Origin of the sequence: Chryseobacterium sp. PCH239, assembly GCF_018924625.1 — a bacterium.
Classification (GTDB): Bacteria; Bacteroidota; Bacteroidia; order Flavobacteriales; family Weeksellaceae; genus Chryseobacterium; species Chryseobacterium cucumeris.
The window spans coordinates 2,110,827-2,131,389 of record NZ_CP073027.1; the positions used below are offsets into that span (position 1 = coordinate 2,110,827).

At 36.5% G+C, this 20,563-nt stretch carries 19 protein-coding genes and 2 pseudogenes; 14 read left to right on the forward strand and 7 right to left on the reverse strand.

Annotation, left to right across the window (positions count from 1 at the left end; all coding sequences use genetic code 11):
* Positions 1 to 13: 13 nt before the first annotated feature.
* Both KBP46_RS09580 and recR read right to left on the reverse strand, forming a co-directional pair.
* Complete coding sequence (locus tag KBP46_RS09580; RefSeq protein WP_216445474.1) at positions 14 to 853, reverse strand: glycosyltransferase family 2 protein; 840 nt, start codon at positions 851 to 853, stop codon at positions 14 to 16.
* Complete coding sequence (gene recR, locus KBP46_RS09585) at positions 849 to 1,460, reverse strand: recombination mediator RecR (RefSeq protein WP_216445224.1); 612 nt, start codon at positions 1,458 to 1,460, stop codon at positions 849 to 851. Before recR ends, KBP46_RS09580 begins: the two co-directional genes overlap by 5 nt.
* Before the next feature lie 237 nt (positions 1,461 to 1,697).
* Here recR and KBP46_RS09590 point away from each other — a divergent pair, with 237 nt between their 5' ends.
* The 4 genes and pseudogenes from KBP46_RS09590 to KBP46_RS09605 all read left to right on the forward strand — a co-directional run bounded on the left by KBP46_RS09590 (position 1,698) and on the right by KBP46_RS09605 (position 5,134).
* Positions 1,698 to 2,303: a hypothetical protein gene (locus KBP46_RS09590; protein WP_062675394.1), complete on the forward strand. Its 606-nt coding sequence runs from the start codon at positions 1,698 to 1,700 to the stop codon at positions 2,301 to 2,303.
* Positions 2,304 to 2,326: 23 nt separating this feature from the next.
* Positions 2,327 to 2,818 (forward strand): hypothetical protein, encoded by a 492-nt coding sequence (locus tag KBP46_RS09595; RefSeq protein WP_216445225.1) that lies wholly within the window; start codon positions 2,327 to 2,329, stop codon positions 2,816 to 2,818.
* Between the two features lie 80 nt (positions 2,819 to 2,898).
* A pseudogene (locus KBP46_RS09600) lies at positions 2,899 to 4,340 on the forward strand (aminoacyl-histidine dipeptidase).
* Positions 4,341 to 4,552: 212 nt separating this feature from the next.
* Positions 4,553 to 5,134 carry a TIGR00730 family Rossman fold protein gene (locus KBP46_RS09605; protein ID WP_062675656.1) on the forward strand — a complete coding sequence of 194 codons (582 nt, stop codon included), beginning with the start codon at positions 4,553 to 4,555 and terminating at the stop codon, positions 5,132 to 5,134.
* A 58-nt stretch (positions 5,135 to 5,192) separates the two neighbouring features.
* Here KBP46_RS09605 and KBP46_RS09610 read toward each other — a convergent pair whose 3' ends face one another.
* Complete coding sequence (locus KBP46_RS09610; RefSeq protein ID WP_212650648.1) at positions 5,193 to 5,522, reverse strand: 2Fe-2S iron-sulfur cluster-binding protein; 330 nt, start codon at positions 5,520 to 5,522, stop codon at positions 5,193 to 5,195.
* Between the two features lie 12 nt (positions 5,523 to 5,534).
* Positions 5,535 to 6,590, reverse strand: coding sequence for an NAD(P)/FAD-dependent oxidoreductase (locus tag KBP46_RS09615; protein ID WP_062675398.1), 1,056 nt, complete (start codon positions 6,588 to 6,590; stop codon positions 5,535 to 5,537).
* A 153-nt stretch (positions 6,591 to 6,743) separates the two neighbouring features.
* Here KBP46_RS09615 and KBP46_RS09620 point away from each other — a divergent pair, with 153 nt between their 5' ends.
* Positions 6,744 to 7,514 (forward strand): DUF3108 domain-containing protein, encoded by a 771-nt coding sequence (locus KBP46_RS09620; RefSeq protein WP_216445226.1) that lies wholly within the window; start codon positions 6,744 to 6,746, stop codon positions 7,512 to 7,514.
* Positions 7,515 to 7,793: 279 nt separating this feature from the next.
* On the opposite strand, the gene pheS is transcribed toward KBP46_RS09620, so the two are convergent.
* A complete protein-coding gene (gene pheS, locus KBP46_RS09625) occupies positions 7,794 to 8,804 on the reverse strand; it encodes a phenylalanine--tRNA ligase subunit alpha (RefSeq protein WP_062675400.1) in 1,011 nt (336 codons plus the stop codon).
* A gap of 126 nt (positions 8,805 to 8,930) precedes the next feature.
* A complete protein-coding gene (locus tag KBP46_RS09630) occupies positions 8,931 to 9,590 on the reverse strand; it encodes a YceI family protein (RefSeq protein ID WP_062675401.1) in 660 nt (219 codons plus the stop codon).
* Positions 9,591 to 9,664: 74 nt separating this feature from the next.
* Here KBP46_RS09630 and KBP46_RS09635 point away from each other — a divergent pair, with 74 nt between their 5' ends.
* Positions 9,665 to 10,600 (forward strand): sulfate/molybdate ABC transporter ATP-binding protein, encoded by a 936-nt coding sequence (locus KBP46_RS09635; RefSeq protein ID WP_062675402.1) that lies wholly within the window; start codon positions 9,665 to 9,667, stop codon positions 10,598 to 10,600.
* A gap of 247 nt (positions 10,601 to 10,847) precedes the next feature.
* On the opposite strand, the gene KBP46_RS09640 is transcribed toward KBP46_RS09635, so the two are convergent.
* Complete coding sequence (locus KBP46_RS09640) at positions 10,848 to 11,192, reverse strand: zinc ribbon domain-containing protein YjdM (protein WP_062675403.1); 345 nt, start codon at positions 11,190 to 11,192, stop codon at positions 10,848 to 10,850.
* A 619-nt stretch (positions 11,193 to 11,811) separates the two neighbouring features.
* On the opposite strand from KBP46_RS09640, the gene KBP46_RS09645 reads away from it, so the two are divergent.
* The 8 genes and pseudogenes from KBP46_RS09645 (at position 11,812) to KBP46_RS09670 (ending at position 20,513) form a co-directional block, all read left to right on the forward strand.
* Complete coding sequence (locus KBP46_RS09645) at positions 11,812 to 13,017, forward strand: RsmB/NOP family class I SAM-dependent RNA methyltransferase (RefSeq protein ID WP_062675404.1); 1,206 nt, start codon at positions 11,812 to 11,814, stop codon at positions 13,015 to 13,017.
* A 187-nt stretch (positions 13,018 to 13,204) separates the two neighbouring features.
* Positions 13,205 to 13,546 (forward strand): hypothetical protein, encoded by a 342-nt coding sequence (locus KBP46_RS23645; RefSeq protein ID WP_253297251.1) that lies wholly within the window; start codon positions 13,205 to 13,207, stop codon positions 13,544 to 13,546.
* 44 nt (positions 13,547 to 13,590) lie between these two features.
* A pseudogene (locus KBP46_RS23650) lies at positions 13,591 to 13,704 on the forward strand (hypothetical protein); the annotation flags it as partial.
* A gap of 42 nt (positions 13,705 to 13,746) precedes the next feature.
* On the forward strand, positions 13,747 to 14,871 hold the full coding sequence (locus tag KBP46_RS09650) for a PNGase F N-terminal domain-containing protein (RefSeq protein ID WP_253297252.1): 1,125 nt from the start codon (positions 13,747 to 13,749) through the stop codon (positions 14,869 to 14,871).
* A gap of 319 nt (positions 14,872 to 15,190) precedes the next feature.
* Complete coding sequence (gene asnB, locus KBP46_RS09655) at positions 15,191 to 16,858, forward strand: asparagine synthase B (protein WP_062675406.1); 1,668 nt, start codon at positions 15,191 to 15,193, stop codon at positions 16,856 to 16,858.
* Between the two features lie 294 nt (positions 16,859 to 17,152).
* The gene (locus KBP46_RS09660) at positions 17,153 to 17,995 is read left to right on the forward strand and encodes a hypothetical protein (protein WP_065119676.1); all 843 of its coding nucleotides are present in this window, start codon (positions 17,153 to 17,155) and stop codon (positions 17,993 to 17,995) included.
* Positions 17,996 to 18,132: 137 nt separating this feature from the next.
* Complete coding sequence (locus KBP46_RS09665; RefSeq protein WP_123278865.1) at positions 18,133 to 19,536, forward strand: MFS transporter; 1,404 nt, start codon at positions 18,133 to 18,135, stop codon at positions 19,534 to 19,536.
* A 101-nt stretch (positions 19,537 to 19,637) separates the two neighbouring features.
* The gene (locus tag KBP46_RS09670; protein WP_216445227.1) at positions 19,638 to 20,513 is read left to right on the forward strand and encodes a pirin family protein; all 876 of its coding nucleotides are present in this window, start codon (positions 19,638 to 19,640) and stop codon (positions 20,511 to 20,513) included.
* Positions 20,514 to 20,563 lie beyond the last annotated feature (50 nt).

A 20,563-nucleotide genomic window follows, 5' to 3' on the forward strand; every position in this document is an offset into this window, starting at 1 on the left:
TTGAGTTGCTTTTTTATTTTAATTTGATCTTTTCAATCTGATGCCGAAGCTTTAATCCTGCTTTCAAAAAAGAATACTGTACAGGCTTCGATTCTTTATAATACTTATCAATAAAGATCTGCATGGCTCCATAAAATCTGTTGAGATATACTTCATCCTTAATTGTACTTTCTCCTTTATGGTGAAGGATAGAAACCTTCCCATAATAGAAGTTTTGATATCCGTTTCTTAAAAATGTATAGCAGAGATCAATATCTTCTCCATACATAAAATAAGCCTCATCCAATCCTCCTATTTTTTCATAGACCTCTTTTTTAGCCAATAAAAATGCTCCGGTGATCACATCTACCTCTGCAATGGCATTTTCTTCTATGTCGTTCCTGTAATAGGATTTCGAATTGTTCTTTTTAAAATTGGTAAACAGTTTTTCAAACGAGTTGAACATATCCGGAACTGAGCGTTTGCTTTCAGGAAGAAAATGACCTTCTGCATCATGCATTCTCACTCCCAGACATCCGAATGAAGGCTGGGCCTTTGCAAATTCCAGCAATTCTTTCATATAAAATCCTTCCAACTCCGTATCAGGGTTTAAAAGCAGAATATACTCTCCTTTTGCCATCTGAACAGCTTTGTTATTCGCCTTTGCAAAACCACCATTTGTTGTAGAAGATATAAAGTATACATTGGGAAACTCAGGGATAAGGTCACCCCATGAACTGTCTGTAGAAGCATTATCAATGACAATCACTTCATAATCTATTTCCTGTATATACTTTTGGAGCGACTGGAGACAGCTTCTGAGCAATTGGGTAACATTGTAATTAACAATAATAACGGACAGCTTCATATTAATCCTTTTCGTTGTAAGGCAGCCTGTTGATAATAGATCTTCCTAAAGAAATTTCATCAGCATATTCCAATTCATCCCCTACTGAAATTCCTCTTGCAATGCTTGAAAAATTCACATTGAAACTTTTAAATTTCTTATAAATATAATAAGCTGTGGTATCCCCTTCCATGGTGGCACTCAATGCGAAAATAAATTCCTTCACCTTTCCGTCATTCAGTTTCTTTTCAATGCTTGGAATATTCAGCTGGCCTGGCCCCACTCCTTCCATTGGAGAAATTTTCCCCCCGAGAATCAGATATTTTCCTGTATACTTTCCTGTATTTTCAATCGCAATCACATCACGTACATCTTCAACGATACAGATCAGTTCACCATTTCTCTTTTCGTTGCTGCATATTTCACAAATGTCAAAATCTGAAAAATTGTGACATTCTTTACAGTATTTTATTTCATTGACAAGATTAATCAGGGAGTTTCCAAGACTTACAGCTCTGGAACTAGGCTGCTTCAACAAATGGAGTGCTAATCTCAAAGCCGTTTTTCTTCCAATCCCAGGCAATCCCGAAATCTCATCTACTGCTTTTGCCAATACTTTACTAGGGTAATCCATAGGTACAAAAATAAGGATTAAAGTTGATAATTGATAGTGAATCGTGCATGGTCAATTCACTTCGTTTGTGAATTTGTATAAAGTGATTATTGACTATTGGCTTTGCGCAGCAAAAATTGACTATTGACCATGAGGTTAATGTCCCATTATGATATTTTATATTTCTCCCATACCTGAGAACACTAAAAAAACCTTTATATTTGCGGCTTAAATTAAATATGAAAAAAATAAACTGACATGGTACTTAACAATCTTAATTATCCTCTGGATTTCAAATTCAAAATCACTACTTTAGCAAGTGACTTCAACATTACTGACAAAAACGGAAATTATGTGGCATATGTTCGTCAGAAAATGTTCAAGTTGAAAGAAGATGTTATCATTTTTAATGATGAAAGCAAGTCTAAGGAACTTTTCAGAATCAGAGCGAATCAATGGATTGATTTTAATGCTTCTTATTCTTTGAATGATCTTATCGATAATAAAAACTTCGGTAGACTGGCAAGAAAAGGAATGCGTTCTATCTGGAAAGCAAGTTATGATATTCTGGATGCGCATGATCAGCCTAAGTTTAAAATTCAGGAAGACAGTGCATGGGTAAGATTCTGGGACAGCTTTGTAGGAGAACTTCCTATTATCGGAATGTTTACAGGGTATTTCCTTAATCCATCTTACACGGTAACAGGAATTGACGGAAAGGCTTATTTTAAACTGAAAAAGATGCCTTCATTCTTTGGAAGAAGATTCCAGCTGGACAGACTGATCGATATTGATGATGAGGAAGAAAGCCTGGTAATCCTTTCATTATTGATGATGACACTTCTTGAAAGAGCAAGAGGATAAACAAATTATAAAACCACAAAGACATGAAATATGTAATCATTGTATTTTCCGCATTTCTATTGGTAGCCTGTAAAAAGGAAAAAGAAACTGTTTCAGGTTCTGTTCATGCCGATTCTTTACATATCGCTAAAGATACTGCGTCTATCGGACCTTCTTCAGGAAATATTCTGGTGGGAACCATTCCGTTTCCAAAAGAAATCAAAGAATGTTCCTGCTATTTTGCAGCCAGCAAATCTGATTTTGAAAATGAAAGATATATCTACGCGGATGATGCCGGAAAAACAGCATACATGATGCTTGACGGTAAAAGAATGGCGATGAATCTCATTTCATCAAGTGACATGGAAGTAGATGAATTGCTGACCAAGGAAATAGAAAATGATGATTATAAAATTTCCGTAAAAGGTAAAAAAATAAAGGGCGAAGAAGCTTTACTGTTTGAAGGAACTCTGACTATAGAGAAACCGGACGGAACTACATTTACCACTCCGATCTATGGAGAGTGTGGATGTTAATAAAGCTAAATCCTACAAAAATGCTTCTGTATCTCACGGAAGCATTTTTTATTTCGTAAATTTGAGAAAAATAAATTTCAATGGAATTATCTAATATAGAACCGCAGATTATATGGAAAAATTTCTCCAGATTAAATGCTGTTCCAAGACCTTCAAAAAGGAGGAAAAAGTAATAGCTTTTATCAAAGGATTTGGTGAAAATTTAGGACTGGAAACTACGGTAGATGAAGTAGGAAACGTTATTATTAAGAAACCGGCCACGGCAGGAATGGAAAACCGTAAATCTATTGTGCTTCAATCCCACCTTGATATGGTTTGCCAGAAAAACAATGATGTTAATTTCGATTTTGAAACAGAAGGGATCAAAATGGAAATTGACGGTAACTGGGTAAAGGCAAAAGGAACTACTTTGGGAGCTGATAACGGTTTAGGAGTAGCTACCATCATGTCTATCCTTGAAAGTTCAGATATTCCACACCCTGCATTGGAAGCTCTTTTCACGATTGATGAAGAGACTGGAATGACAGGTGCTTTAGGATTAAAACCAGGGCAATTGACAGGACAAATTCTATTGAATCTTGATACGGAAGAGGATGATGAAATTGATATCGGCTGTGCAGGAGGTGTAGACGTGACAATCACTCAAACCTATGCTGCAGAAACTTCAAAAGGACAAATTGTAAGACTTGAAGTAAAAGGTCTTCAGGGTGGACACTCCGGAATGGATATCCATAAAGGGTTTGGAAATGCCAATATTATTTTAGGAAGACTTCTTTATACCGGACTGGAAAACCAGAATATTGAATTGATCTCTATCGACAGCGGAGGATTGAGAAATGCTATCCCAAGAGAAGGAGTTGCTGTAATTTCAGTGAGAAATGCTCAGGAATTTATTGAAAATGTAACGGTTCTTAAAAAAGAGATCTTAGAAGAATTTGCTGCTGTAGAACCGGGAATCCAGATCAATATTGAAAACTCTACGTCTTCCGACAAAGCTATTTCAGAAGCAGATTCAAAAAAAGTGATCCTTACTTTAAAGGCTCTTCACAACGGAGTATACAGGATGAGCCCTGATGTGGCTGATCTTGTAGAAGCGTCCAACAACGTAGCAAGAGTAGAACTGAAAGGTGGAGAACTTAAGATCTTAAACCTTACGAGATCTTCTGTAGATTCTTCCAAATATTCAGTGGCAGAACAATTGAAATCGGTAGCAGAGCTGGCTGGAATGAATGTTGAATTCAGCGGTTCATATCCGGGATGGAAGCCAAAACCTGGTTCAGAGATTGTACAGCTGATGGAGAAACTTTATATTGAAAAGTTCACTGAAAAACCTCATGTAGTAGCATGCCACGCAGGTCTTGAATGTGGTATCATCGGTGCCAACTATCCTGAAATGGAAATGGTAAGCTTCGGACCTACTATCAGAGGTGCACACTCTCCTGATGAAAGAGCGAATATTCCTTCAACTCAGAAATTCTGGAGCTTCCTGAAAGATATTTTAGCCAATATCCCTCAGAAATAGAACATTAAAATAATTATATTAATATCCAAAGTCTTATGATTTTGGATATTTTTAGTTTTAGTCTGAATATATTTATTTAATTATAAAAGTGCTTCGACAGGCTCAGCATGGTATCTCTAATACTAACTGCTTTTTTAGAGATAATTTTTAGCAGCGTCATGCTGAGCTTGTCGAAGCATCTCAACAATAGTATAAAAAACAAATCTAATACAATGAAAAGTATAACCGTATTCTGTGGCTCAAGTTTCGGCACAGATAAAATTTATGAAGAACAGGCATTTCTGCTGGGACAAACTTTAGCAAAAGAAAATATACAACTGGTTTATGGTGGTTCGGAAACCGGTTTAATGGGAACAATTGCTAATGGTGCTTTAAGTGAAAAAGGTAAAGTAACAGGAGTCTTACCCCGGTTTTTACAGTCTAAAGAAATTGCCCATAAAAACCTGACAGAGCTTATTATAGTGGAGACCATGCACGAAAGAAAAACCAAAATGAACGAACTCTGTGACGGGGTTATCGTTCTTCCCGGTGGCTATGGTACGTTGGAAGAGTTTTTCGAGATGATCACATGGGCACAGCTGGGACTTCATCAAAAACCTATCGGAATTCTGAACATTGACGGATTTTATGATGACCTGATTCAACTTATTCAGACCATGGTGGACAAAGGATTTTTAAAACAAATCAACAGTGATATGGTACTCCTCAGTAATTCAATTGATGATCTGCTGGAAAAAATGAGAAATTATCAGGCTCCTACAATCTGGAAAGTGATCAGCAAAGATGAGGTATAAAGAAAAAACCCGTCCGGAAAATCCGGACGGGTTTTTTATTAAGATTAAAAAATATTTTCTAAGGATAAGGAGCAATTTCCACTTCGAGCCCTTCCATGGCATCGGCAATATGTAACTGACATCCTAATCTACTGTTGTCTTTCACGTGGAAAGCTTCAGCCAGCATGGCATCTTCTTCATCTCCCATCGGTTCCAGACCCGGATCATTGATTACATATACCTGGCATGAAGCGCACATCGCCATTCCTCCGCATACCCCAATAGTACCTTCTTCTGCCAATTCATAGGAACGGATAATTTCCATTAAGTTCATGGACATATCCGTAGGAGCTACGACATCGTGGGTTACCCCTTCTCTGTCGGTGATTTTAATATTAATGTCTGACATAATTCTGCAAAATTAGTCAATTTTTTTCACAACTGCCTTCTCTGCTTCTTTACGGCTTCCGTCAAATCCGTCAACACCACTTACCGTTGTATATTTTAAAACGAATTTTTTACCAGGATTTAGCCTGTTGTACACACTCTGACACATTAAAGTAGCCTCGTGGAAACCACAAAGGATCAACTTTAGTTTACCTGGATAGGTGTTGATATCCCCGATAGCGTAGATACCATCAATATTAGTTTGATAATCAAGAGCATTGTTTACAACGATTGCATTTTTCTCGATATTCAGTCCCCAGTTTCCGATCTCACCCAATTTTGGAGTCAATCCGAATAAAGGAATGAAATAATCTGTTTCAATATCGTAAGCTTCCTGTCCTTCTACTTCTACAGTAATCGCTTCTACTTTTCCGTCACCTTTAATGCCGGTAACTTCTGCAGGTGTAATTAATTTAATTTTCCCCTGATTTTTCAGATCCTGAACTTTCTCTACAGAATCCAAAGCTCCTCTGAATTCATTTCTTCTGTGAATCAAAGTTACTTCACTTGCAACGTTAGAAAGGAAAATACTCCAGTCTAATGCAGAGTCTCCTCCACCAGCAATCACCACTTTTTTATTTCTGAAGTGTTCAGGTTCTTTAACGAAATATTCAAGACCTTTTTCTTCATAATCAGCGATATTTTCAAACGTAGGTTTTCTTGGTTCAAAAGTTCCTAAACCTCCTGCGATGGCAATCGCTTTACATCTGTGAACGGTTCCTTTGTTGGTAATCACCTCAAACCATTCATCGTCTATTTTTGTATAAGAAACAGCTGTCTCCCCTAAAGTAAATCCAGGCTGGAACTGCTTGATCTGCTCCATCAGATTATCTACCAATTCTCCGGCATTCACAGAAGGATAACCAGGGATATCGAAAATAGGTTTTTTAGGATAAAGTTCAGCCAATTGCCCTCCCGGCTGTGGAAGTGCATCAATAATATGGCACTTCATTTTTAATAAACCAGCTTCAAAAACTGCAAAAAGTCCTGTAGGTCCCGCACCTATGATCAATATATCAGTGGTTATCATAATCTTTAAGATAATTTAATTATACATGTAACTGCAAATTTACTAATTTTAATGCGAAGCATATTTAATTGATTCTAAATAAAAACCTGAGATTTGTCAAATATCTATCATTTAAGATTTTAAATTTGGCAATGTTTTTGTAAATGTCTTGTTATGAAGAAAATTTCAATCCTTTTTGCATTATTAATATTCTTTTTTGGCTCAGCCCAGATTGATAATATCGCGGATGGCGAATCCATTACTCTTAGAATTCACTATGGTTTCCTTAATGCAGGAACTGCCAATCTTACTACCAAACAAACCACTTACAAAGGTATGCCTCATCTCTATGTAAAAGGAACCGGGCAGACAACAGGTGCTGTAAAAGCATTCTTCAAAGTAGAAGATTTATATGAAAGTTTCATCAATACACAGACTGGATTACCAAGCTTTTATGTCAGAAATGTACGTGAAGGAAGCTACCGCCAGCATTTTGAAACAGTTTTTAATCACGATAATAATACTTTAATATTAACGGATAAAAAAACTCCGGCCAACGGTTCAAAGGTTTTAAAATCAGTGAAAGGTGTTCAGGATATGCTTTCCTGCTTTTATTATTTAAGAAGTAAAAGCCCGGATGAACTGAAAGTGGGAACTGTTATTAATATGAATGTATGGATTGATGATGAAATGTTTCCTTTTCAGCTGAAAGTAACAGGAACAGAAAATTTAAAGACAAAATTTGGTACGATCAATTGTTTGAAGATTATCCCATCCGTAAAAAGCGGAAGAGTATTTAAAGACAAAGAAGGAGTCACCATGTGGGTTAGCAATGATGCCAACCATCTTCCTATGCTATTGAAAGCAGAACTTGCCGTAGGAGCGCTGAAAGCAAGTATTGATGATTACAAGAATGTAAAATATCCTTTAAAATTCAGCAAATAATAATTGTCAGTTTCAAAGATACAGCCTGTAAATTTTACAGGCTTTTTTTAATTTCTTATGTAATATATTCTTAATACAGATTGTCTTTATAATAGAGGCAGGCAAAGAACTGCATCATGTCAATACTTCATTGAAGTACCTAGCGGATTCAAACAGAAGTATAGGCATAAGAAACAGACACGTGTAAATTTTTCAATAAGATCAGTTTTTAATTACGTTTTGTTTCTTAGGTCAGTAATTAAAAACAAAAAACCTCCGGAGCTCCGGAGGTTTGATTTTTTATAGTGTTTTGAACTGTTCAAGTGTTCTGATATCATTTTCGAAGAACATTCTGATATCACTCATCTGGTAAAGAAGCATGGTAATTCTTTCAATACCCATTCCGAATGCATATCCTGAATATTTCTCAGCATCGATATTCACATTTTTCAGTACGGCAGGGTCTACCATTCCGCATCCCATAATTTCCAGCCATCCTGTACCTTTTGTGATCCTGTAATCTGTTTCAGAGTTTAATCCCCAATACACATCAATTTCAGCACTTGGCTCTGTGAAAGGGAAGAAAGAAGGTCTCATTCTGATTTTAGATTTTCCGAAAAGCTCAGTCGTAAAGAACTGGATTGTTTGCTTCAGGTCTGCAAAGCTTACATTCTCATCAATATATAGTCCTTCAATCTGATGGAAAATACAGTGAGAACGTGAAGAAATTGCTTCATTTCTAAATACTCTTCCCGGAGATAAAATTCTGATAGGCGGCTGGTTTTCTTCCATATAACGTGTTTGTACGGAAGAAGTATGCGTTCTTAAAAGAATATCAGGATTCTGCTCAATGAAGAATGTATCCTGCATATCTCTTGCCGGGTGATATTCCGGAAGGTTAAGCGCGGTAAAGTTATGCCAGTCATCTTCAATCTCTGGTCCGTCTGCCACTGCAAAACCGATAGATTTGAAGATTTCAATAATTCTGTTTTTTACCAGGTTGATCGGATGTCTTGAACCCAATTCCAATGGAAAAGCAGGTCTTGTAAGATCTTCTTTTTCAACCACAACAGAAGATGCGGAAGCATTTTTCAAATCCTCCAGTTTTACAGCAACTGCCTGCTTCAAAGTGTTGATCTTCTGTCCGAATTCTTTCTTTTGATCGTTAGGAACTTCTTTAAATTTTTCAAAAAAATCATTCAGAACCCCTTTTTTACCATTATACTTGATTCGGAAGTTTTCAATCTCTTCCTTAGAGGTAGCAGTGAAGCCGTTTACTTCGACCAGTAGTTCTTCTATCTTTTCTATCATTATTTTACCCTTTCAAAATGTTTTGCAAAAATACGATTTTAAGTTGAATAATAAGTCCGTCAAAAAAAAATCTGCCTCTTTTTCGGGAGGCAGACTTCAATCACTTATTTCACTTAAATAAAAAAATTATTTCTTTTCTAAAGCTTTAACGCTGATCTGAAGAGTTACCTCGTCTTTAATCACACCGTTTTCAGCCGGAGCCTGGAACTTCACTCCAAACTCTTCTCTCTTGATATCTTTTGGCTCAGTAGCTACACTCACCTCTCCTTCTTTCACCGAAACATTAGCTTTAAACTGAACAGGTTTTGTAATTCCTTTAATGGTTAAATTACCATCCAAAAGAGTATTATAATCACCTTCTGCAGCAGGAGTTACCTTTGTAATTTCATAAGAAGCTGTCGGGAATTTTTCAACTTCAAAGAAATCTCCGCTTTTCAGGTGGCCATTTAATTTTCCTAAATCTTCGGGGTTGTCTTTCAGATCCACAGAAGTTAAAGAGTTCATATCAGCAACGAATTTTCCGCTTTCCAGTTTTCCGTCTTTCACCGTCACATCTCCACTTTCAAACCTGATTGTTCCAAAATGGCTTGTATTCTCAGATTTAAATACTTTGTATCCCTTCCATTCAACCTTACTGTTTAGCGTATCCAAAGTGAACTGGCTACCTTCTTTAGTAGTCGTCACCTCATTACTTTCACTGGTAAGTGGTTTGTCTTTTTTACAAGAAACCATTACAGCAGCAATAAATAATGCAGGAATAGCTAACGAAAACAGTTTTTTTCTCATTTTTGATTTATTTTTATTAGTTCCGCTAATATAATAAAAAAATTATGTTTTCATAAAAACCTTACATTTGTAATATGCTATTAGAAATAAACAATTTATTTTTCTCTCACAACAAAGAAAATCCCCTGTTTCAGAACCTTAACCTAAGGTTTGAAGAAAACAGAATTATAGCGCTGGCCGGTGAAAGCGGATGTGGAAAATCTACTCTTCTCAACCTGATTTATGGTCTTTTGGATTGGGAAAGCGGCGAGATTATTTTTAACGGAACAAAGCTTTTGGGACCGAAAGGAAATCTTGTTCCGGGAGAACCGGAAATGAAATTCGTAGCGCAGAATTTTGATCTTATGCCCTACGCTACAGTGGCTGAAAACGTAGGAAAATTTATTTCTAATATCAATTTAAAACAAAAAAAAGAAACTGTAACGGAGCTTCTTGAGGTGGTAGGGCTTCAAGAATTTGCGAACGTACTTCCAAAATACCTAAGCGGCGGACAACAGCAAAGAGTGGCTATTGCCAGAGCATTGTCTGTACTTCCCAAGCTTCTTATTTTAGATGAACCCTTCAGTAATCTTGATTTTCCGAGAAAAATTGAACTGAGAGAAAGACTTTTCAGATATGTAAAACAGCATGGCGTTTCTCTGATTATTTCCACTCATGAACTTCAGGATATCATGCCATGGCTGGACCAGATTGTTATTCTGCAGGATGGAAGACTGATTCAGAATGACAGCCCGGAAGAAACCTACAGAAATCCTTACAACTCTTATGTTGCTAAGCTATTTGGGGAAGTGAATATTTTTAGTGAAGCAGAAGCTGAAGATTTCCAGCTTACCAAATTCTCTTATTATCCCAAAGAAATCAAAATCACAGAAACCGGTCTCGAAGCCGAAGTTCTTGAAAGCAGATTTGCAGGAAATTATTATTGGAATAAATTAAAGGCAAAAGGAAAGGAGCTTGTTGTGTATACAGATGAGAAAATATCAGAAACGATCTGTATTTCGTTTATGTAGGCGAAAAACCGAATTACACATAACTTATACATTCACTTATACTTATCAATAAAAAAAAGCACAAACGTAAGAAGCTGTTTAAAACTTTTTCTTACATTTGTACTTCTAAAGTATAAGGAAATTTTTGGTTAATTCTCTTTCTGCCTTCCAGACGGACATTAGCAATATTGCAATTAAGTCTGTTGAAAGATTACACTGTCCAATTTTTTCCTTTTCTTTATTTTCAGGGCATAGAAAAAAAAAGTTCTTATGCTTTCTTTACAAATTCTGACTTAAGAGCCATTGCTCCGAAACCATCAATTTTACAGTCAATATTGTGATCACTTCCCGGTCTCAGACGGATATTTTTCACTTTAGTTCCGGCTTTTACCGGTTTTGGTGCTCCCTTTACAGGTAAATCTTTTATTACCACTACAGAATCACCATCCTGAAGTTCATTTCCGTTGGAATCCAGGATTTTTCCTTCATTTGCGGCTTCAGCAGCGGCTTCAGCCGGATCCCATTCGTAGAAACACTGGGAACATACCATCATATTATCGCTCGGGTATGTAAACTCAGAGCTGCATTTTGGACAAATTACTGTGTCACTCATATTTTTATTTTTTGCAAAGGTAGAACTTTTTAAAGGTTGAAGTCAATAGATAAAGCTCAGTATAGTAGATCATAAGCGCTTATTAATTTTACACAGACAAGTGAATTAATACAAATTAAATAAACTTGCTGCAAAGAAAATAAAGTATAGTAATGAACAGTGTATATTTTATCAGCAAATATTTTTCATTAAGCAAAAAACACTGGCTTATACGTCTTATAGTAAAAGGCTATCGTCAACAAATAAAAAATATAAATAATCGGAAAACCTTTACAAATTGAGCATTAAAATTTATTTCTACCCTGTAAAAATTAATAAACACACAGACCATTCACTACTGAATCTCAGATTGTCAATAGTCAATTTTTGCTTTGCAAAATGAATCGGGAATGCACACCTTTCCATTAGAAAACATATCTGTACAATATATAATTACTCATAACTTCTCAACCGGAAACCCAAAATTCACAAGCGAAGCGGATTCACCATTCACCATTCACCATTCACCATTCACCATTCACAATCCCCCTTCATCTCTCCTATCCTCAATCTCTCACCCAAATCTTCAACTCTCAATTAAAAGTCGTATTTTTGCAGATTCAAACAGCGAAGCAAATTTATGGAACTTATTCACAGAAACTTGGCAATCGGAATTCACGATGCCTTACAGGAGACATTTTTTGAAAAAAACAAATATGCCGATAAAGTTATTGAAAGACTTTTGAAAGCAAACAGAAAATGGGGAAGCCAGGACAGAGCCGTTGTTTCTGAAATTTTTTACAATATTATCCGTTGGAAAAAACGCCTTGAATACTACATGGGTGAAGGCGTGAAACCCAACAATATCTACAAACTGATCATTGCGTATCTACTCTGGAGTAAAACCAATTATAAAAAATTCGAAGAATTTGACGGAATCAAAATCGCCGATATTCTTACCAAACTTAAAAAGAACACTGTTCCTACAAAAGCAATAGAACACTCTATTCCTGAATGGCTTGCTGAAACTCTTGAAAAAGAACTGGGTGCCAGCTGGGAAAGAGAAATGATTGCTTTAAACGAACAGGCTCCTACGGTTTTAAGAGCCAATTCTTTAAGAACAACCACTAAAGAACTTATCTCTGATCTTTCAGATGAGGGTGTTGTTTCTTATCCTGTTAAAGGTTATCCTGACGCTGTTCAGCTGGAAGAAAAGAAAAATGTTTTCCTTACTACCGCTTTCAAAGAAGGATTATTTGAAGTTCAGGATGCTTCTTCTCAGAAAATCGGGTATTTTCTTGATGTAAAAGAAGGACAAAGGGTAGTAGATGCATGTGCTGGTGCTGGTGGAAAAACACTTCACCTGGCAGCATTAATGAAAAATAAAGGTCAGATTGTAGCATTAGATATCTTCGAATGGAAGCTTGCCGAGCTGAAGCGTCGTGCCAAGAGAGCCGGAGCCCACAATATTGAAACCCGTATGATCTCTGACAATAAAGTAATCAAACGTCTTCATGAAAAAGCTGATAGACTTCTGATTGATGCACCATGTTCAGGTCTTGGTGTTTTGAAAAGAAACCCGGACAGCAAGTGGAAAATTGATCAGGACTTTATTGACAGAATTAAAAAGGAACAACAACAAATTCTTCAGGACTATTCTAAAATGCTTAAAAAAGGAGGAAAAATGGTATACGCTACCTGTTCTATTCTTCCATCTGAAAACAATCTTCAGGTAGATGAGTTCATCAAAAACAATCCTGGATTCAAGATGATTAAAGATGAAAAAGTAATGCCTAGCGAAGGGTATGACGGATTCTATATGGCTTTAATTGAGAGAATTTCTTAATTTAAATCCAACAACAATACACTAAACTACTCTATTTTCCGGAGTAGTTTTTTTGTTTTAAAACCTTTCTGAAAAAATGTAACAATTTTTGTAACATTTCAACCCCATTGCCTACTAACTGTATAGATCAAAACCGGTTTGATGCTGTAGAAAGTTTAGAATACCTTTGCAGCAAACTCATTTATTTATGCATACAAGAATTGTTTTCAATTTTCTGGCTGTTTTCGCGTACTGTCTGTTTTCTGCACAGACCTATGAAATTCAGTACACTGGTTCTTATAACGGAAAGGTATCAACGGATCAGCCCTCTACCATCATTTGGGTCAATGAGAAAGAAAATTTTATTCTCAATAGTACGATCAAAGAACAAAAAAGCAGCTATCCTTATGAGATCACTAAGGTAGAAAAGCCATCTAACTCTATTGTTTCTTATGCATTTTTAAAACCAGGATCCATTATTTCAGCATCAGATACAGAGTCTGTTGGAAAACAGAATTTTGAACTCACCAATGAAACAAAAAGATCTTAGGATACAACTGTAAAAAAGCGGTTACAAAAATCAATTCAAATACCATTGAAATCTGGTATACCAATGACTTAAAACTGAAAGGTGGTCCTTCTGTTTTAGGACAGAATTTAGGATTAGTTCTGGAAATAGAGAGAAATAAAAATTCTTTAACAACAGCCAGCTCAATCAAAAAAATAAAGAACACAAGGATTGAAAACATATTGAAAGGAAACATACAGACAACCGATCAGCTGGGATATAAAGATCTCCTTTGGAAAAGCAGATTTACCACACTGAATGTTTTTGAAAATGAAACCATCAATTTCTCTGATGCCTCAAAATCTGATGACCAGATCAAGAGATACGCTAACGGAACCATCATTCTGAAAAAAATAAAATTCCCCACTATTACAGAAGGAGAAAATATTTTTGTTGAACTGAAGCAGCAATCCAATGGGGATGCCTATGACAGAACCGGAACTGTATTTTTCATTCCACAGGATAAAGAAAAGTCTTTTTTTGACGGTCTGGAAAAGGGAGTAAAAACACTTCCTCTTTACGAAAACGGAAATGGAAAACAATATTACGGAGTAACTGCTGCCGACAATTATAGCCCTGCCATTGAAATGATGAGATTCTTTACCGCTTTTGGTATCCAGAAATTCAATCATATTCAGCTTAAAGGAAAAGACTGGCAGACTATCAGCCCGTACCGACAGGATATCACAGAATTGAAACCTGCTTTATCAGGAAAAGAACTTTGGATAGGTACATTTATTGGCAATTATGATAAAGGAGGACATAAAGTAAGCCTTGATATTACGATTCATAAAAGTGACCAGACCGTAAATAAGAACAATACGGCTATTCCTTTGTTTAATACTTTAAATATTATGGAAATGGCAGGACAGGACTACTCTACCATGTTTAATCAGGACAAAGGTCTTCTTGTTGACTTCACTTTAGATAAAGACCTGAAAAATGCCCAACTTAGGTATATCACAACAGGACACGGCGGTTGGGAAAATGGTGATGAATTCGTTCCTAAAGCCAATTCTATATTGATGGATGGAAATCCTGTATTTTCATTTATCCCATGGAGAACAGATTGTGGCTCTTATCGTTTATACAATCCAGCCTCTGGAAATTTTCAGGACGGACTTTCATCCTCTGACCTCAGCCGATCAAACTGGTGCCCGGGAACCGTTACCAATCCTAATTTCATTCCTCTGGGAGATTTGAAAGCAGGAAAACATACCATACAGATAAAAATTCCTCAAGGACCTACAGAAGGAACAAGTTTCAGTTCTTGGAATGTTTCAGGAACTTTACTGGGCGTACAATAAAAACAAAACCTTCTTGCATGAGAATTGCAAGAAGGTAAAAACACAAATGATGAAAAAAATTATTTCGAGCCACAAAGTAAGGGGTAAAATTCATATAATTAATTACCATAGATTAATAAATATGTCATTTTTATTTCGTATGGAAATTACATCCATTTCGGCTCAACGAAAAAAATTAATCAAAAACATGTTAATTTCAAGAAATAGTTAAAAATTTTAACTTTAAAATATTAATTGATTAAAAATTTTCGTTTTTAAATATTTTTTATTGTTATTTATAAACATCCCTTCTACTTTTGTTCCATAAATAATAAAAATCATGTGTGGAATTGTATGTTTATTCGACGCCAAGCAAAAAACTGAAGTATTAAGACCTCAGGTATTGGAAATGTCAAAAAAAATCCGTCACAGAGGACCGGATTGGAGTGGAGTTTTTCAGGACGAGAAAGTAATTTTTTCTCATGAAAGACTTGCCATTGTAGATCCTACTTCTGGAAAACAGCCTCTATTTACTAAAGATGGAAAAGTAGTATTAGCGGTGAACGGTGAAATCTATAACCATAGAGAACTTAAAGAAGAATTTCCGGATTATGAGTTTCAGACTCAATCCGACTGCGAGGTGATCCTTGCTCTTTACAGAAAATACGGAAAAGATTTCGTAGAGAAACTTAACGGAATTTTTGCATTCGCTTTATATGATACCGAAAATGATATTTATCTTATCGCCCGAGATCATATGGGAATCTGTCCGCTTTATCAGGGTTGGGATAAAAGCGGAAACTACTATGTCGCTTCTGAATTAAAAGCTCTTGAAGGAATCTGCAAAAAAATAGAAACTTTCTTACCTGGCCATTTGATGTTCAGTCCGGACGGAACAGAACTTCAGCAATGGTATACAAGAGACTGGGACAGCTTTGATCATGTAAAAGAAAATGAAACCGATATCTCAAAACTGAGAAAAGGTCTTGAAGATGCCGTTCACAGACAACTGATGAGTGATGTTCCTTATGGTGTACTTCTTTCCGGAGGACTGGATTCGTCTGTTATTTCAGCCATCACTGCAAAATTTGCCCGCCAGAGAATTGAAAGTGGCGATACTCAGGAAGCCTGGTATCCAAGACTCCACAGTTTCGCGGTAGGATTGGTTGGTTCTCCGGATCTTGCAGCTGCACAAAAGGCAGCAGAGCACATTGGATCTGTTCACCATGAGGTTAACTTTACTGTTCAGGAAGGACTGGATGCTGTACGTGACGTCATTTATCATCTTGAAACTTATGATGTAACCACCATCAGAGCATCCACACCGATGTATCTTTTGGCAAGAGTCATCAAATCCATGGGAATTAAAATGGTTCTTTCAGGAGAAGGTTCGGATGAATTGTTCGGAGGTTATTTATACTTCCATAAAGCTCCTAATGCAAAAGAATTCCACGATGAAACTGTGAGAAAATTAGGCAAACTTCACCTCTATGACTGTTTAAGAGCCAACAAAGCGTTGATGAGCTGGGGAATTGAAGGAAGAGTTCCTTTCCTTGACAAAGAATTCATGGATATTGCAATGACGATTAACCCTCAGGATAAAATGATCAGTACTGCTGAAGGAAAAATTGAAAAATGGGTATTGAGAAAAGCTTTTGAAGACCTTCTTCCAGATTCTATTGTCTGGAGACAGAAAGAACAGTTCTCGGATGGTGTGGGATATTCATGGATAGATACCTTAAAAGAGGTAGCTGAAAGAGAAGTGACAGACGAAATGATGACTAACGCAAGATTCAGATTCCCGCTAAACACACCTCAGAACAAAGAAGAATACCGATACCGAACTATTTTTGAAGAACATTTCCCGAGTGAAACTGCAGCTGCTACCGTTCCATCAGTTCCTTCTGTTGCATGCTCCACTCCTATTGCTCTGGAATGGGATGAAGCGTTCAAAAAAATGAATGATCCAAGCGGAAGAGCGGTGAAGGTACATGAGACTTCGTATTAGGAAGGGATGATGAATAGTCAATCGTCAATTCGCTTCGCTTGTCAATTTGTTGCGGGATTCGGGTTACGGATTACAGCTTTATTATTCACTTGCGAAGCAAAAATTGACAGTTAATAATTCACTTGCAAAGCAAAATTCACTAATTACATGTATATTTTTCACATTCAAACCTATAACTCCTTCTGTTATAATTTATCAATCCTGTAGCAATACAGGATTTTTTCTTGAATTAACACTAACAATATGGCATAATTTAACTCACAATCCAAAATAATATCTAATAAATAATTATATTTGGAAAACGAAAATATCAATTATAAAAAAATGAGAAGAAACCTTACTGTTTTATTTGCCTTATTAGCCATAAGTTTTGCTTTTGGACAAGGAAAATATGGCAAATATCTGAATTCAAAGAAGCTTGCTTTGGCTTATAAGAGTGTGAAAGACCAGGATAAAGATGACTACTATCAACAATATTATTGGCTTGTAAAGGCAGAGCAACTGAAAACTTATCCTCACCTTAAAGACATTAAACCTGTTGTTTTATATGAATTTGTAAAATATGTAAACCCTCAGAACCCGACAAAAAAACTGGATGCAAGAGGTAAAGAGCTGAGAGCAACTGCAGAATTATCATTAAATCAATATTTTAAAAATAAAAAATTCGAGAACAATTCTGTTTTAATGTATAACCTTGAAACGTATGTAGATCCTTCAAAAGGTCAATATTATACTAAAGTAGATCCCGAAAAAATCAAGGAACTTGTACCTAAGGAATTATTTGCTTTCAACTCATTCAATAGAAATATAGGAGAAGAAAAGACATATTATCTTTGGATTGACAAGAAAAAAGACGATCTGAATATTGTAGATATCATCCCTAGCGAAAAAGAAGACAAAGCTTTCTACACAAGATTGAAACAATATCTTCCAAGCTATAAATTCTCAAAATATGTTCCTTCTGTAAAAAAAGGAAACAAATCTGATAAAACAGACATTGAATATTATTATATCATGCCTTTTGAGCAGAATACCGATAACATCGAATATAAAACAAAGGATTTCAAAACTTTCACCTTAAGCCAGTACAGAAAAGCCGGTGATGAATGGAAAGGAGTAGAAAAACCTAGAAAATAAATCAAAAAGTCCTGTGAAATTTCACAGGACTTTTTTAATTTTATATGGATTTCTTTATCTAAGAATCAAAACGCTTAGAGTAAGCGGTTCTTCAAATAAATAAGTCTGGGAGTTTTTCACAACCCAGCCGATACAAAATGACAGAAGCAAATACACAACAGACCTCCGTAAAAAAAATACTTCCCTTAATTCTGGCCACTGCTATTTTCATGCAAATGCTGGATTCCACGATTCTGAATACTTCTCTGCCTGCTATTGCAAAAGATCTGAATGAATCTCCGCTCAATATGCAGAACGCTATCATCAGTTATGTTCTGACCCTTGCTGTTTTTATGCCCGCCAGCGGATTTCTTGCCGACCGGTTTGGAACAAAAAAAATATTTATATTTTCTCTGGTATTATTCAGTCTGGGTTCTTTGTTCTGTTCCATGTCTCAAAATCTCACTCATTTAGTAATTTCAAGAGTTATCCAGGGAGTTGGAGGAAGCTTGATGACGCCTGTTGGAAAGTTGGCACTCATTAAAACATTTGATAAAAACGAACTGCTCAAAGCCATGAACTTTGCCATCATTCCTGCTCTTATCGGACCTGTATTGGGACCATTGGTCGGAGGTTATATGGTAGATTATCTTTCATGGCACTGGATATTCCTGATCAATATTCCGATTGGAGTTCTGGGAATTCTTTTAGGATTAAAATTCATGCCCAATTATAAATCCGATGATGTTGATTTTGATTTAAAGGGCTTCTTGATTTTTGCAGCAGCCTCTCTCCTGCTTTCTGTTTCCCTGGAACTTTTCGGGGACATCCAGAATATCACCCCTGTTTTGCTTGTATTTATAATGGGCTTCCTGTTCCTGTATTATTATTATAAGCATGCTAAAAGAGGAGGAAATCCTATCTTCCCGTTAAACCTTTTTCAGGTGAGAACATTCCGGGTAGGCATTGTGGGAAATCTTGCCACCAGATTAGGAATCAGCTCTGTTCCGCTATTGCTGCCACTGATGATCCAGATTGCCTATAAACAGTCTGCAGTCACTTCGGGCTGGATCATTGCTCCTATGGCTTTGACGGCTATCTTCGGAAAATCATATGTTATTAAAATTTTAGATAAATATGGCTACCGCCAGACTTTGATGATTAATACATTCATCATCGGAACGCTGATATGCCTGCTTGCCATACCTGATATACACACATCTTTGTACTGGTTTGTTCCGATCATCGCAATATTAGGTTTTTTCAACTCTATTCAGTTCACTTCCATGAATACTATTTCTATTGCCGATCTTCGTAACTTTCAGACCAGCAGCGGAAACTCTTTACTCTCAGTCAATCAACAGCTGGCGATAGGCTTCGGAATTGCCTTCGGACTGATTGTTTTAAAGTTATTTGAAAATACAGATCTTATTAATGGTGAAATCCATAATGCCTTCCGACTTACATTTCTTACGGTGGGAATACTAACGATTTTATCTGGGTTCGTGTTCAGGAGGCTGCATATTTCGGATGGAAAGAATATGAAATCCAAGGAAGATTAAACAGATCTGATCACAGCTTCATCCTTTTCCACGAACTTAACACAGATCAATGCTTTTCGCATATAACAATGGTAATTTTGTTTACATAAATCAACAATGTGATGGCAACTAAAAAAATAGAAATCGTAGTATCTCCAAAACCTGCGCACTTTGTAGGCGATGGGTTCAGGGTTCACAATTTCATTCCGGGAGTTCCTGGATTGGATATGAAAAGAATGGATCCGTTTATCATGCTGGATTACAATTCAAAATTTCATTTCAATGGTTCAGACAGACCAAGAGGTGTAGGAGTACATCCGCACAGAGGTTTTGAAACAGTAACGATAGCGTATAGGGGAAAAGTAGAACACCATGACAGCGCTGGCGGCGGCGGTGTGATCGGAGAAGGTGATGTTCAGTGGATGACTGCTGCCAAAGGAGTTCTTCACAAGGAATATCATGAAACAGAATGGGCAAAAGAAGGAGGAATTTTTCAGATGGTTCAGCTTTGGGTGAATCTTCCGGCAAAAGATAAAATGAGCTGCCCAAAATACCAGGCTATCGAAAACTCTAAAATGGAAAGAGTGGATCTGGGCGAAAATGGCTACATAGAAGTGATTGCCGGAGAATATGATGGTCATAAAGGACCTGCGAGTACTTTCACTCCGGTTCATATGATGAATGCCAAACTGAAAGCTGGAGGAAAAGCAGAGTTTAATTTCCCTGCTCATTTCAACACTGCAGCTTTGGTAATTGAAGGAAGTATTATTATTAACGAGGAAGAAGCTGTTAAAGCTGATCATTTTGCCCTGTTTAAAAATGAAGGGGAAACATTCACTATCGAAGCCAAACAAGATGCTGTTGTTTTAATCATCAGCGGAGAACCTATTAACGAACCTATTTATCCTCACGGACCTTTTGTGATGAATTCCAGAGAAGAAATCATGCAGGCTTTCGAGGATTTTAATACCGGAAAATTCGGATACCTGGAAGATTAAAGATTTAAATTTATCTTAATCTTCGATTATTCCTTTTTTTATTAACTTTA

Coding starts and splice junctions, on each gene's coding strand:
- KBP46_RS09605 (WP_062675656.1), top strand. CDS start 4,553: ATGAAAAGTATAACCGTATTCTGTGGCTCAAGTTTCGGCACAGATAAA.
- KBP46_RS09640 (WP_062675403.1), bottom strand. CDS start 11,192: ATGAGTGACACAGTAATTTGTCCAAAATGCAGCTCTGAGTTTACATAC.
- KBP46_RS09620 (WP_216445226.1), top strand. CDS start 6,744: ATGAAGAAAATTTCAATCCTTTTTGCATTATTAATATTCTTTTTTGGC.
- KBP46_RS09670 (WP_216445227.1), top strand. CDS start 19,638: ATGGCAACTAAAAAAATAGAAATCGTAGTATCTCCAAAACCTGCGCAC.
- KBP46_RS09635 (WP_062675402.1), top strand. CDS start 9,665: ATGCTATTAGAAATAAACAATTTATTTTTCTCTCACAACAAAGAAAAT.
- KBP46_RS09610 (WP_212650648.1), bottom strand. CDS start 5,522: ATGTCAGACATTAATATTAAAATCACCGACAGAGAAGGGGTAACCCAC.
- KBP46_RS09590 (WP_062675394.1), top strand. CDS start 1,698: ATGGTACTTAACAATCTTAATTATCCTCTGGATTTCAAATTCAAAATC.
- recR (WP_216445224.1), bottom strand. CDS start 1,460: ATGGATTACCCTAGTAAAGTATTGGCAAAAGCAGTAGATGAGATTTCG.
- KBP46_RS09630 (WP_062675401.1), bottom strand. CDS start 9,590: ATGAGAAAAAAACTGTTTTCGTTAGCTATTCCTGCATTATTTATTGCT.
- asnB (WP_062675406.1), top strand. CDS start 15,191: ATGTGTGGAATTGTATGTTTATTCGACGCCAAGCAAAAAACTGAAGTA.
- KBP46_RS09665 (WP_123278865.1), top strand. CDS start 18,133: ATGACAGAAGCAAATACACAACAGACCTCCGTAAAAAAAATACTTCCC.
- pheS (WP_062675400.1), bottom strand. CDS start 8,804: ATGATAGAAAAGATAGAAGAACTACTGGTCGAAGTAAACGGCTTCACT.
- KBP46_RS09615 (WP_062675398.1), bottom strand. CDS start 6,590: ATGATAACCACTGATATATTGATCATAGGTGCGGGACCTACAGGACTT.
- KBP46_RS23645 (WP_253297251.1), top strand. CDS start 13,205: ATGCATACAAGAATTGTTTTCAATTTTCTGGCTGTTTTCGCGTACTGT.
- KBP46_RS09595 (WP_216445225.1), top strand. CDS start 2,327: ATGAAATATGTAATCATTGTATTTTCCGCATTTCTATTGGTAGCCTGT.
- KBP46_RS09645 (WP_062675404.1), top strand. CDS start 11,812: ATGGAACTTATTCACAGAAACTTGGCAATCGGAATTCACGATGCCTTA.